At 42.9% G+C, this 13,647-nt stretch carries 8 protein-coding genes and 1 riboswitch; of the genes, 4 read left to right on the forward strand and 4 right to left on the reverse strand.

From position 1 onward, the window contains the following. Positions 1-35: 35 nt before the first annotated feature. From B0O44_RS10470 to B0O44_RS10480, 3 genes are all read right to left on the reverse strand, one after another. On the reverse strand, positions 36-2,477 hold the full coding sequence (locus B0O44_RS10470; protein ID WP_110830004.1) for an outer membrane beta-barrel family protein: 2,442 nt from the start codon (positions 2,475-2,477) through the stop codon (positions 36-38). A gap of 174 nt (positions 2,478-2,651) precedes the next feature. Then, a complete protein-coding gene (locus tag B0O44_RS10475; RefSeq protein ID WP_110830007.1) occupies positions 2,652-3,518 on the reverse strand; it encodes a hypothetical protein in 867 nt (288 codons plus the stop codon). A 2-nt stretch (positions 3,519-3,520) separates the two neighbouring features. Then, entirely contained in the window at positions 3,521-4,774 is a 1,254-nt protein-coding gene (locus B0O44_RS10480; protein ID WP_110830009.1) for a YdcF family protein, read from the reverse strand. A 258-nt stretch (positions 4,775-5,032) separates the two neighbouring features. On the opposite strand from B0O44_RS10480, the gene B0O44_RS10485 reads away from it, so the two are divergent. The 4 genes from B0O44_RS10485 (at position 5,033) to B0O44_RS10500 (ending at position 12,907) form a co-directional block, all read left to right on the forward strand. Further along, a complete protein-coding gene (locus tag B0O44_RS10485; RefSeq protein ID WP_211321359.1) occupies positions 5,033-8,305 on the forward strand; it encodes a SusC/RagA family TonB-linked outer membrane protein in 3,273 nt (1,090 codons plus the stop codon). Positions 8,306-8,312: 7 nt separating this feature from the next. Continuing rightward, positions 8,313-9,845 (forward strand): RagB/SusD family nutrient uptake outer membrane protein, encoded by a 1,533-nt coding sequence (locus tag B0O44_RS10490; protein WP_245943639.1) that lies wholly within the window; start codon positions 8,313-8,315, stop codon positions 9,843-9,845. A 69-nt stretch (positions 9,846-9,914) separates the two neighbouring features. Further along, the gene (locus B0O44_RS10495; protein ID WP_110830439.1) at positions 9,915-11,990 is read left to right on the forward strand and encodes a glycoside hydrolase domain-containing protein; all 2,076 of its coding nucleotides are present in this window, start codon (positions 9,915-9,917) and stop codon (positions 11,988-11,990) included. Between the two features lie 8 nt (positions 11,991-11,998). Next, a complete protein-coding gene (locus B0O44_RS10500) occupies positions 11,999-12,907 on the forward strand; it encodes a glycerophosphodiester phosphodiesterase family protein (protein WP_110830441.1) in 909 nt (302 codons plus the stop codon). Between the two features lie 163 nt (positions 12,908-13,070). On the opposite strand, the gene B0O44_RS10505 is transcribed toward B0O44_RS10500, so the two are convergent. Beyond that, entirely contained in the window at positions 13,071-13,286 is a 216-nt protein-coding gene (locus B0O44_RS10505) for a hypothetical protein (RefSeq protein WP_110830013.1), read from the reverse strand. Between the two features lie 186 nt (positions 13,287-13,472). After that, positions 13,473-13,581: riboswitch (SAM riboswitch) on the forward strand. The last annotated feature ends 66 nt before the right edge of the window (positions 13,582-13,647 follow it).

Here is a 13,647-nt window from a genome sequence, read left to right on the forward strand (position 1 = left end):
TGATGTTTTCAGCGGGATTCTTAAAAAACAATTATTTATTTGCCAGATTTGCTGCCGCTACTTTTAACATCATCATTGTTAATGCTGCGCTGATTTTTCTTGATTGCATCTTTCAGTTGCCCGAATTTCCAGTTTAAACTTACATTCCAGCTGCGGTTGTAGTTCTCGCCCAGGTAGGTCTGTTTAAAATTAGCACCTTCTGTGGTCAATCTGTAATAACGGAATTTTGAAAATGGATTACTGATCCCGGCAGAAAGGGTGAGTTTATCTTTAATCAGTTCCTTGCTTCCGCTAAAATTACAGTACACATAGGTGTTGGATTGTCCCTGCAGCATGACCTGTGGTGCGCTAATGTTGAAACTTCCATTTGCTTTCCAGCCATGTTCAAATTTATAGCCCGTATTCATATAAGCATAGCCCGTGAAGCCGCTATTTTTAACAATACTGCCATCAATAGCACCTTGAATCCATTTGTATCCTACATTTCCGCTAACCGTCAGGTTCCATTTGTCTGAAATTGGGTAGTTCACGTTAAAATTGGAAATCAGGGTCTTGTCCTTACCAATATTCAGATAAGTAGAGCGGGTTGTTCTGTCCTGCTCGTTGTAAACCGAAACCTGCTGAATGGTATTGTTGGCAAAATTATAGCTGGCACCAACTGTAATGGAACCCTTTTTAAAGGTGCTATAGGTCAGGTCAAAGTTATTGCTCAAGACTGCTTTAAGGTTCGGGTTACCGGTAGATTCTATATTCGGAATGGAACGGTCTACAAATGGGTTCAAGGTCTCAATATCTGGCCTTTGAATCCTTTGGGTAAAACCAAAATTAATGCTGCTGGAGTTTTTAAACTTTTTGCTAAATGACGCCGTTGGAATGACATTAAAATAATTGGTATTGACATTAGAGCCGGTACTGACAAAATTTGCTTTTACAATGGTTCCTTCTGCACGTACACCGGCTTTTAAATTCCAGCTTCCTAGCGCATAGGAATAGGAGTTGTAAGCACCAATTACATCCTGATGGTTGTCAAAATTATTGGTCCTGCTGGGATCCGTTTCATAAGCACCTGTAGCAGAATTAAAGCTCTGGTACTCAAAATTACTGGAGTTTTTTCTGAGGATCCCTTTCAAACCACCTTCAATGTTCAATTTTTTGACCGGATGTACATAATCGACTTGCATGGTTTGTTCCAGGGAACGGCTCACGTTATTTTGTATATAATTCGGATCCGTAAAGTTTTCCCTGTTGCTGAAGTTCAGGTTGTTTTCCTGAGGATTTCTGGAATTACTGTATTTATAGGAGAAGGTCAGTAAGTGCTCTTTATTGTCTTTAAAACCATGCTGATAATTGAAGGACGCATCAAAACCGCCCCAACCAAACCTGTTTTTACTCAACAGGTCGTAATTGGTGTGTTTTGTACCATCAAACAACCTGGAAAACTGTGTCACGGTTTGTTTATTGTAGCCACCATAAGGATTTAATTCTGCATTTAATAAATTCAAGGTATCGATCTCATAACTTAATTCGGTACCGCCATAACGGTAGTTGTTGTTGAATTTTCTGTTACCATCATTAAAAAGGGTGGTTGGAGAATCTCCTGTGGTGACCCTGGTGGTGGTCCTTTGCGTTGCCGGGGAGCTCCAGAAACCTGTTCCCCCATAAACGGTTGCCCCAAATTTACCTTCTTTAATGGTTGCAAAGCCACCTATACCCGGCCCTCCGACGGGGCCCTGCATTCTCAGGTTCAAGCTGCCATTATAACCGTTGTCAATCTTTTTGTTGGTAATGATGTTGATGATCCCCGCCAGTCCTTCACTGTCGTATTTAGCAGGAGGGGTGGTGATGACTTCTATTTTTTGTATGGAAGACGCCGGCATACTTTTTAAAATATCTGCGGGATTTCTCGATACCATCCCGGAAGGTTTCCCATTGATGAGAATTTTATAATTGCCACTTCCTTTAAGTTTGATGTTGTCCTCTCCATCTACCGAAAGCAAAGGAACTTTTCGCATCATGTCCAGTGCGGTGAGGATTTTATTTTCCGGATCGGCCTGTATGTCATAAGAAATCCGGTCAGATTCCTGTTTAATGATTGGCCTGTCTGCTGTAATGGCGACTTCTTTCAAATTGTTAACCTGCGGTGCCACAGAAATGCTTCCCAGATCGGCAGGGTTGTTTTTAGCGCTGAGCTCTACAGGTACATGTTTTGCATTATAACCAACCGCCACTGCAGTGATGGTATATTTTCCGAAACTGATTTTATTAAAGTTAAATGTTCCATTGGCCTCAGTAACGACCGTTTTGATAACAATGTTGTCTTTTTTAAGGGCAATGGTCATGTAGTCTGCAGGTTTTTTAGTCAGGGAATCGATAACGGTTCCTTTAAGACTTCCTTCACTGTCCTGAGCAACAGCCTGAAAAGCTGTAAAACTGAAAAGTAGGGATAGGAGCAGTAAAAGTTTGTAATTTTTCTTCATCTGGTTCTGTTTGTTTGCATGTAAATTCTAAAATGGTTCGGGTCCTGCTATTCTTCTGTTGTGTATGTAGGTAAGCAACAGAAAACTGATCTGCTAGCCATAAGACAGTAGAATTTTTAGATTGTTGCACAGAGTGAAAAAGAATTTTTCAGGGGCGAAAAACAGAAATTGAACTTAATGCCAGTTCACGTCAAGGATACTGATGTTGTTTTTTGAGGAAGAACTAACGGCTATACCATTTAAAAGATTCGGGCTTAGGGTAAAACCTTCCAGTTCATCGGCTTTGTCCAGGTCCACCGTTTTTAACGTTTTTTCGGTTCCACTATCCAGGGAGGCTTGAAGGTCCAGAAAGCTTAGTCGCCATCTGCGGCCTTCTACCTGGTTTCGGATAAGGACCAATATTCCCTTTTCAGGTATCCAGAGTAAATTCTGTACCCAGGGCGAGCAGCGGAATTTTTTAAAAAGCACTCCTTTTTCACTGGTTTTAGAGGCTTTCAGGAGCATCTGAGGGTCATATAACCTAACTTCATTTGCTTTATTGCCATAATCGGCTGTGGCTACATAGTATTTGTTTTGATAGCGGACGTATTCGGGCCTGGTTCCCTGTATGCAGGCATCATCTTCAATGGTCCGGATCAGGTTGTGGTCCAGTGTTCGGGTTTTTAGAAAACCTTTCCAGTCTATCGCATAAATCATGGCCTTCCAAATGGTTCCCGCTGCATTCTGGCGAACTGAATTTCCAATGAACACCGGTAGGTTCTGCTGATAAGCAATGCCAGTGGGATGTTTGATGATATTTTCTCCTGCAATGGTAAAACGGTATTCTTTATGTTGATAAAACATTGAATCTCCCTGGAAACGGTATTCCCGCATCACGCCCACTTCCCGGTCCCCGTACAGAAAATAACGTTCTTTTTGTCTGGAAATGCCCTGGCAGGCACCAAGGGAGTCGAGTGTGAAGTTTTTTCTGATCCTGACTTCAGGTTCTTGTCCCTGAAGAAACAGCAAGGGAAATATCAATATGAATACTGGTAATTTCATGCTTAAGGATCTAAAGGTTCATCAAAATCAATTTGTAAGGACAAGCTGCCCGGATAAAACTCCAGTTCAGTATCAGATAATCTTTTGCCATTTTTATAGGGCAGGTAACCGAGTTCCTTTTTTGAACGCTCGGGGACCAGCTCACTGATGTAATAACTTTGGGATTTGCTGGTGGAGGTAATGGCTGCTTTGTCCATAGGGAAGCCATACCTGAACATCAGGCGTGCAGCATTACGCATGTTTGTTGTGGTATGGCGTGCATGCGGTTCCATTAGTATTGCAGACTCTGGAATATGCAGGGTATGCATGAGAAATTTTTTCATTTCATAGGCCTCACTGTACTTGGTTTTGTAAGGGTGTACCCTTCCGCCAGAAACCATAATGAAAGGGGCAAGACCCTTTTTGTATTGGAGGGCCGCCAGTCTGCAACGCAACATTCCGCCTGCACTGAGTTCTGTACCAGATTCCTCAGGACCTTCTCCAGGTACCAGGATCAGGCTGTAACGGTAAGCAGGCCAGTTGGTCTTTTTTATCTGGATTAAAGCCGCTTTATTTACTGTTGTGGCCATAGGCTCATAATCGGCGGCATCGTTTCTTTCATTCATTTCCAGGGCCTGCAGGGCAAAGGTCATTGAAGGTTCAAAAAATAAATCGGGTTGGCCGCTAATGCTCAGTCCCGCACTGGTGGCCAGCAGTTCAGGATAAGCCTTATCCTTTATGTTAAAGCTAATGGAGTCAATTTTAGGATAATTTGGCTTTTTGCCTTCTGCATACACTGCAATGGCATAATTAACCGCTTTGGCATCTTGGGCCCATGCTTGCAATAAAGTTTCTTCAGGGCCTTGGGAAGTGTACAGACTGTAACAGCCCGAAGGCACCAGGTGCCGGCTGACCAGTTCTTTCAAAACGGTACCGGATTCAAATAATTTAGCCAGGCGCTGGCTTACGGTACTGATCTCGTTTTCTGAGAATTTCAGTGCCTGGGTATAACAGCTTACATCTGTTGCACAGTTTTTTAAAGCAGCAGAAATCTGAAGCTGTTTATTGCTTAGTACGGTCTTTAAAATGGGGTCTTCTTTAATCAGTTTTCTGACCGCAGGCAGTTCCTGAAAAAGGGTCAGCAGGTAATAGTTTTTGTACTGAACATAACCATTAGGGCCAGTGATGAGGTGGTAGCTGGGATCGGGTGCATTTTTTTGGGCAAAGGAAAATTGCGCATAAGAGGCAACGAGCAGCAGGAGGAACAAACGTTTCATCTGTTAATATTTTTACAAACTAAAGGTAACACGTTTAAGTGAATGTTAAGCCGGTATTATGTCTGTTTAGTCTTACTTTCTATGGACTGAAAAAGGCCTTGTATTATTGTTTTAGAGTTAACCTTCAGGACACATAGTGTTAAAGGTACACCTATAGCTTTGCCGCCATACAGAATTGAATTTTGCAAGCTGTCCTGGTTAATGCCCTCCCTTATAACCTAAATCTGTTCATTATTAGAAACTTTTACAAACAAAAAAATGAAATCATTTCTTCTAGGAGCGAGTACGAAGCGTATTTGCCGGAAATTGCTGTTGCCACTCGGTCTTGCAGTATGCTGTAATGTGCCTGTAAAGGCCCTGGATGGGCATCAAAAATCCATAACCCAGTTGGCTGAAAAGGCAGGTATGACCATTCGGGGAATGGTGGTAGACGAAAAACAGCAGCCTTTGCCAGGGGTAAGTATTCTGAACAGGCAAAGTAAAAAAGTAACCATATCGGATTCAAACGGAAAGTACAGCATCGAGGCTGAAGAAGGTGCCGTATTGACTTTTTCCTATATCGGTTATCAGAGCCATGAAGTAAAGGTAGGGTCCAACCAGATGATTAACGTTGTGCTCAAAGAAAACAACAATACGCTGGAAGAAGTGGTTGCCATTGGCTATCAGAAAATCAGAAAATCGGATGTTACCGGGGCCATCAGTAGTGTTAAAGCCAATGAACTCAATTTAACCGCGCCAACAGTAGGACAGGCACTGGTTGGAAAAGTTGCCGGTGTACAGGTTTCCCAAACCAGTGGCGCACCTTACTCCGGAACCAAGATCCGGGTAAGGGGTGTAGGTTCTATCAATGCAAGTTCAGATCCCTTATATGTCATCGATGGCTACCCAGCAGGAAATAACGTTTCCATTAACCCTGAAGACATTGAAACCATAGACATTTTAAAAGATGCAGCCTCTGCAGCAATTTATGGTTCCAGAGCTTCCGGAGGAGTTGTACTGATTACCACCAAAAGAGGAAAAGATGGGAAAGGAAAGTTTGAATACGATGTCCAGGGCGGGATTTCACAACTGGCCAAAAAAGTTAAATTACTGGACGCCAATCAGTTTATTCAGTTGCTGATTGATGGTCGGAACAATGCTTATAAGGACCTGGTGGTCAATGCCGGGAAACCCTGGAACGATGCCATGTTTTCGGACAACAATGCGACCAGAATAGCCAATGTCGGAAACGGCAGCAGTGTAAGTATTCCAACTGATCTTTATGATTTTAGCAAACAACAGGCGATTCCTGCCGCTTACAATACCGACTGGCAAAATGAGCTTTACAGAAATGCAGCATTTCAGCGTCATAACCTTTCTTTTTCTGGTGGAAATCAAGACGTGCGTTATTTTATGAGCGGCGGTTACCAGAACAATGACGGTATTGTACGCAGCACCGGTCAAAAAGTGATCAATTTCAGGGCAAATATTGATGGTAAGGTCAGTGAAAAACTACGGGTAGGCGCAAACATTTCCTATACGCAAAATGACAACAGAGAGGTCGAAGAGGGCCGGTATAACCTGAGCCCAATGATGTCTGCTTTGTTATATGCACCTTTTCTACCGGCAAGAGATGCGAATGGTACGCCTATACAATTTGGTATGGGAAGCCTCGCATCAGCTTATGGTTTACAAAATCCTGAAAATCCGCTGGCTACCGTAGAGCAAATGAAAATTACCAGGAAGGGCAACAGAAGTACCTATAACGCCAACGCCACTTACGAAATTATTAAGGGGCTGGACCTGAAAGCCAATATTGGTACCCAAACCTATGATGAAAAATATGACTATTACCTGCCCACAAGTTTAAGTAGCGGGAATACCCCTCCATATTCTCCACCCTCGCTGGCTGCAGCGAATGCCATAGCACAAACCCTAAAGCAGGTAGATCAGCTCGGTGAGCTGACCCTGAATTACAGTAAAATGTTTGGTAAACATAAAATTGATGTATTGGGTGGTTATTCTGTACAGAAAACAACCAGCGACCTGATCAGGGTTTCGGCCAAAGGGTTCCAGAACGACTATATCGGGGAAATTACCGATAAAGGAGCAGATCCGAGTTTTTTCTCCCTTTCGGATAAAACCGCTAAATCGGTAACCACTTTATTGTCTTATTTTGGACGTTTTAGTTATAACTATAATGGAAAATACTTTTTAACGGGATCCTTTAGACGCGATGGTTCTTCCAGATTTGGACCAGTGAACAAATGGGGGAACTTCCCCTCGGTAGCTGCTGGCTGGAATCTTTCAGAGGAAGATTTTTACCATAGTTTTTTGGGGGAACAATCGACCGTTAAACTCAGGGCCAGCTGGGGCTTGAGCGGAAATAATAATATTCCCAATTACCGGACCGAACAAGTAATGGGTACACCATCGGGCGTGGTTTTTGGTAATACCATTACCACTGGAATCTCTCCGGGCAACCTGATGTACAATAAGCTCGGTTGGGAATCTACTTCACAATATAATTTTGGTACAGACATTACCTTGTTCAAAGGCCGCATGTCGGTAATTGCCAATTACTATTTAAGCTATTCCTATAACCTGCTGTTCAACCAGCCGGTCTCTGCAATTTCAGGAACTTCTTCGGTACTGGTCAACCTGGCCAACAGTAAAATCCAGAATAAGGGTTTTGACCTCCAGCTGGACGGCAGACTGATCCAGAAACAGGATTTTACCTTAGGGTTGAGCGGAAACATCTCGGTAAACCGCAATAAAGTATTGAATATGGGCGGAGCAAGTACCATTTTAACCAATGGAGCAGAACGTTCTTATATTACACACATTACCCAGGAAGGACAACCAGTAGGTATGTTTTACGGGTTTAAAGTACTTGGCCGGGTAACGGCAGAAAATATTGGCAAGGTTGCCCCTTCCGCTTCCTCTACAAACCCACTGAAAGTAGGTGACCTTTATTTTGAAGATGTTGACGGAAATGGTATTGTTAACGATAACGACAAAAGGGTTATTGGTACTCCTTATCCTAAATTTACCTACGGCTTTGCCTTAAACACAAGTTACAAAACATTTGATTTCAGGGCTTCTTTTAATGGTTCTTACGGTAATCAGGTTCTGGACGGACAGGATTACTACCTGTTCAATATGGAAGGTTCGGGAAATCAGTATGCAGAAGTGGCCAATCGTTATCGTTCTCCGTCAGAACCAGGTTCTGGTTTGATTTACAGGGCTTCCCGTGCAGGCACGCAAAGCAACAGTACCCGGTTATCGAGTTTTTACATTCAAGATGGATCTTACTTCAGGTGTACAAATATTACCCTGGGTTACACTTTACCTAAATCTGTTTCTGAAAGCATTAAGGTTAGCGGTATCCGATTGTACGCCAGTGTAGACAACGCTTTTACCCTGACAAAGTACAAAGGGTATAACCCGGAAGTGGATTACAGTGGTGGAGCAAACCTGACCCCTGGTGTGGATTATGGCAATTATCCATTGGCCAGAACCTATAATCTTGGTCTTAAACTTACTTTTTAAAATTCTGATGATGAAGACATATATTTTTAGATTATTTGCTATGGTGGCCCTGTTTTGCATGTCTGCCTGTAAAAAAGATTTTTTGGGACAAACTGATCCCAATGCGGTTAGGGTTGTTGATTATTACAAAACCGAAAATGACATTCTGCTTGCTGTAAACGGAACTTATCAAGCCTTAAGAAGCAGCAATACTATGGGCGAGAACAGCGGGCTTTTTACCGATGAACGCTCGGATGACACCGGTAGGAATGATAACCAATCTAATGCCGGAGAACCATTTCAGTTTAACGATTTCTCCCTGTTGCCAAGTAATTCCTATTTAAAGGCACATTGGCTGGCTCTTTTTCAGGCCATTTCCCGGTGCAACCTGGTTATTGGCAGTATGGATAAAGCAAGCTTCAGCAATCCGGCCAACAAAATTCAATACACTGCGGAGGCCAAATTTATAAGGGCCATTATGTATTTTGAATTGGTCCGTAAATGGGGCGCAGTACCACTGGTTACCCAACCACTGCCTACATTGGACGATGTAACGGCCAATACCTTCCGGGTAGGGGAAGCAGAGGTTTACAAACAAATTGTAGCCGACCTGAAAGATGCACTGGGCAGTAACCTGCCTAATTTTCAGCCGACCGGGACTTTAGGCCGTGCCTCAAAAGCAGCTATTAATGCTTACCTGGGAAAAGTATACCTGACCATGGCCAGCACCCTGGCAGATGGGAAAACCGAAAACCTGAATAATGCAAATACCTATCTGATGGCCGCTTACAACATGCGGACCTTTGGCAATTTATCGGAAATCCCTTATGCAGACGTTTTTGATGTTAAGAAAAAAACAAGCTGTAAAGAGTTGATTTTTCAGATTGCCAATAAACAGGGAGACCTCAATTACAGTTCCAGTATTGCAGCAAACAACCAGGCCAAAGGGGAAAATATCAATTCTCTTAAAGTATCAACGGGAATAGGTGGAAATGTGAAACTGGACCTGATCAATGATTATGAAGCGGCTGATCCAAGAAAGGACTTTTCGGTTAAATTTGCCAATGATCCTACGGTGAAAGACTGGTTTATCACCAAGTTCAGGGACAATAGTCCGGAGGCAGGCGTAAATGGTTATGGCGGTAACGATTGGATCCTGATGCGTTATGCGGATGTGATCCTGATGCTCGCTGAGGTAAATAATCTTCAGGGCAATGACCCTGTAGCGATACAATATCTGGATATGGTCAGGGCAAGGGCAGGCATGCCATTGTATGCCGTGGCCAGAGCAGATGCAGGTTACAATAGCAAATATCCAACGTTAAAACTGGCTATTCTTCACGAACGACGTGTGGAGTTGGCTTTTGAACACCACCGTTGGTTTGATCTTTTGAGGGCTTTTAATACTACAGAACTGGTGGCTTATTTTAAAGCTAAACCGCAAGCATCCTATGGAAATGCAAAACTGGCCAACTTTAGTACCAAGGACAGGTATTATCCAATTCCATTTGATGAGGTTAAGCTGGATCCTGTTAAAATGTACCAGAACCCTGGTTATTAAATGACATAAAACAGAGGTCAGGGGTGGGTGCCGGAAGGATACCTGCCCCTGACCTGTTATAGAATAAAAATGAGAAATCATAAGATATTTAATACTTTCGTGCTTCTGAGTATGGCATTACAGCTCAGCGCGCAACAAAAACCAATGCAGCATGAACCCGGTCCTGCCGGACAAGTTAATGTATTTCTTGGCGCTTCGGGTGACCACGGACAAATGTCACCGGCAGCATCTTATCCCTTTAGTATGCTGAGCATTGGACCTCAAACCTATCCCACTACCCATATGGGCTACGAATACCTGGCCAAAAAATTTCTCGGTTTTACACATAACCGCTTTGAAGGAGTAGGCTGTCAGGGCAGTGGCGGGAATATTCTGATCCGGCCCTTTTTAGGAACAGAACCATCGAAGTCGGTCCTGATGAAAACTGCAGATCGAGGTGAACCGGGTTATTATGAAGTTGCTTTTGAAAACGGGATTAAGGCACAGTTTAGTGTATTGGGCAATTCCGGTAAACACCTTTACAAGTTCCCCAAAGGAGAAAAAGGAATTTACATAGACCTGAGCCATTGCTTTGTGAACCGCTTTGTGGCCGAGGCGCACCAGATAGAAGGGAACAGTGTTAGCGGGTGGATTGAGGCTAAAACCACCTGCAATGCCGGTAAGTATAAATTGTATTATTATCTGGAGCTTGAGGGAGGTGGAACCTGGAAAAACACTTCTGCGCATGAATTGCAACAGCAACTGGAAAGTGGAAAAACCACTGCAGTCATCCATATTGCTTTGTCTGCTGTTAGCACCCAGGCAGCAAAAGCCTCTCTGGACAAAAGAAGCTTTGAAGAAATGAAAAAGCAAAGTTTTGCGGATTGGAATAAAGAACTTGGAAAAATTGCCGTGGAAGGAGAAAGTCAAAGCAGCAGTTTATTTTATTCGCTGCTTTACCGGACCATGCAGTCTCCCTATGTGATTTCGGAAAAGGACGGGCAATACCGGGATACAAAAGGTGCAGTACAAAAAGATAAGATGATCCGTTACAATGGCTGGGCCATATGGGACAATTACCGGACCCAGTTGCCATTACTTTCCATTGTGGCACCAGAGCGTTATACGGGAATGGTTAAATCTATTGAAGATCTTTACCGGTCTGGTAAGAAAAACTATGCTACTCAAACCGAGCCTTCCAATACCGTAAGGACCGAGCATGCTGGGGTGGTTTTACTGGATGCTTACCGGAAAGGTTACCCGGTTGACTTTAAATCCATCGCAGATTCTTTGGAAAAGGACGCGGAAAGACTGGATTATAAATCTCCGGATAAGGCATTGGAATCCAGTTATGACCAATGGGCCCTTTCGGGAATTTTTGAAATCATTGGGGATAAAGAAAAAAGCAGTTTCTATAAGACCAAGGCCCTGCAGTATAAAACTTACTGGTCAAAGGACTTTAAAGACATGAAGCGTAAAGATGTGGACCAAATGCAGGCAAGGGGTCTGTATCAGGGCACGATCTGGCAATACCGTTGGTTTGTTCCTTATGATGTAAAGGGGCTTATGGAACTCGATGGCGGGGAAGAGGCCTATCTGGCGAAACTGGATGAGTTTTTTGACAATGATTATTATAACCATGCCAATGAACCCGACCTGCAGGTACCCTTGATGTACAACCCTACCGCCCAGGTTTGGAAATCACAGGATTGGATGCATCGGCTGGCAGTGGACACGGTGGTACAAAATTATTTTAACGACAACAGCAGGGGCATTGGTTCTAACATCGGAAAGATTTACAGGAACCAGCCCGAAGCCTATCTACGGACCATGGATGATGATGCAGGGGCAATGTCGGCCTGGTATGTATTTACGGCCAGTGGTTTTTCACCAGCCTGTGTGGGCTGGCCAGTCTATTACCTCAATGTTCCATTGTTTAAATCTCTGAGTTATCAATTGCCGGCAGGAAAAAAATTCAGGATTGAAGTAGAGAACTTTGATCCCTCGTATAAGTACATCAGTAAGGTTTTCCTTAATGGGAAGGCAATACACCGGAATTACCTCAGTCAGCAGGAAATTACTTCCGGTGGCCTGCTTAAAATTATAGCTTCACCAGTACCGGTTCATGATCCGAATTTAGAAAAATGGATTTCATCCTTTCAATAACCCAACATATGAAAAAGAGTACATATTCTAGCATTTTATTTCTCCTGGCTTTTGGTTTTTGGACCCTGCAGTTACAAGCCCAGGCCCCGGCCGAAAAGTTAAAAGCTGTTTATCATTTAAAACGTGAACAGGTGTTGGTGGCGGCCCACCGGGGAGACTGGCGCAACGCACCTGAAAACTCCTTACAGGGCTTAAAGAACAGTATAGAAAAAGGATTTGACCTGGTGGAACTGGATGTAAAAATGACCAGGGACAGCCAGCTGGTGGTGATGCACGACAATACTATTGACCGGAGTACCAATGGAAAAGGAAAAGTAAGCGACTATACACTGGCAGAATTGAGAAAATTCCGTTTAAAAAACGGATTGGGAAGACCAACCGCGCACCAGATCCCTACATTAAAGGAAATGATGGAAGTTGCCAAAAACAAGATTCTGATTAATGTAGATAAAGGAAATCCCTGGTTACCACAAGTCTATGCGGTTTTACAAGAAACCGGTACGCTTGATCAGAGCATTGTAAATGTAAACGATAATCAGGAATTCGGGGAACTAAACGCGCAGTTCAGTGTACCCGAAGAAATGAACCTGATGGTGGTGGTGGGAATGAAATTACCAAATGCCTTAAAGGTTATAGAAAGTTACAGAATGCATAAAAAGAGCATTATACAGCCTGTTTTTGATACAGACAGCCTGGAAAGTTTGGGGATGCTTCCAAGGATAGCCGCTCGCCAGGTGATTTGGTTAAACAGCCTTTGGCCTTCGCTGAACGGAGGGCATGATGATGACCGTGCAGTAGAACAGAAAGAAGAAGGAGAAAGCTGGGGCTGGTTGCTGGATAAAAAAGCAACATTTATTCAGAGTGACCGGCCGGCAGAGCTGTTAAAATATCTAAAAAACAAGGGGCTGCATTTATAATCCTTTCTATAAAACACAGCACATTTGTTTCTTCACAAGTTTAAGCTTTCTTCACACCTTGCTCACACCTTGTTCACAGCTAACCCACAAAAGAGTACCTTTTTGTGAACAAAGTGTGGCTGAGGTGTGCACCAGGTGAGCACCAGTCCTACAACTCTTAGGGTCAGGCTTTCACTATAATACGGTATTTTCCTTCGTCTATATAACCAAAACTTACATTAATGGTGTTCTTATCTACAATCCGGATGCCCGGCGTATGAACCTGTCCGTTAGATTCCTGGTAAACGGTCCATACAATGTCCCTGGTTTGCAGGTCATGAACAATATAATAATTCCCGTTTCGCTCAGCTTTAATGGTTTCAGCGTATTTAGTTTCCATGTACAAAGATAATTTAATCTGCGCTTTTAGCTATATTTAGTATATTAAGGTTGTTTTAAGATATGGAAGGCTGGAATTGTCATCAGAAGTTAATAAAAAGACAATAAAATAAAAAATAAAAATAAATACTACTGTTTTGGTAGGAAATGTATACATTTGCTGCTGTTATACATTTGTTCTTTAAAAAACTTATCCAGAAAGACAGAGGGAAGGGCCCTATGAAGTCTTAGCAACCTGTATCCTACCTATAGATATAAGGTGCTAATTCCTCTCCTGAAAAGGAGAAAGATAAGATGACAGGTTTCACCTGTTGTAAGCTTATACCTGTTATGCTTTCTGCATAGTTTAAAAAGAATAAAAA

The sequence above is a fragment of the Pedobacter nutrimenti genome, assembly GCF_003208655.1.
In the GTDB taxonomy this organism is placed as follows: domain Bacteria; phylum Bacteroidota; class Bacteroidia; order Sphingobacteriales; family Sphingobacteriaceae; genus Pedobacter; species Pedobacter nutrimenti.

Coding starts and splice junctions, on each gene's coding strand:
- B0O44_RS10470 (WP_110830004.1), bottom strand. CDS start 2,477: ATGAAGAAAAATTACAAACTTTTACTGCTCCTATCCCTACTTTTCAGT.
- B0O44_RS10475 (WP_110830007.1), bottom strand. CDS start 3,518: ATGAAATTACCAGTATTCATATTGATATTTCCCTTGCTGTTTCTTCAG.
- B0O44_RS10480 (WP_110830009.1), bottom strand. CDS start 4,774: ATGAAACGTTTGTTCCTCCTGCTGCTCGTTGCCTCTTATGCGCAATTT.
- B0O44_RS10485 (WP_211321359.1), top strand. CDS start 5,033: ATGAAATCATTTCTTCTAGGAGCGAGTACGAAGCGTATTTGCCGGAAA.
- B0O44_RS10490 (WP_245943639.1), top strand. CDS start 8,313: ATGATGAAGACATATATTTTTAGATTATTTGCTATGGTGGCCCTGTTT.
- B0O44_RS10495 (WP_110830439.1), top strand. CDS start 9,915: ATGAGAAATCATAAGATATTTAATACTTTCGTGCTTCTGAGTATGGCA.
- B0O44_RS10500 (WP_110830441.1), top strand. CDS start 11,999: ATGAAAAAGAGTACATATTCTAGCATTTTATTTCTCCTGGCTTTTGGT.
- B0O44_RS10505 (WP_110830013.1), bottom strand. CDS start 13,286: ATGGAAACTAAATACGCTGAAACCATTAAAGCTGAGCGAAACGGGAAT.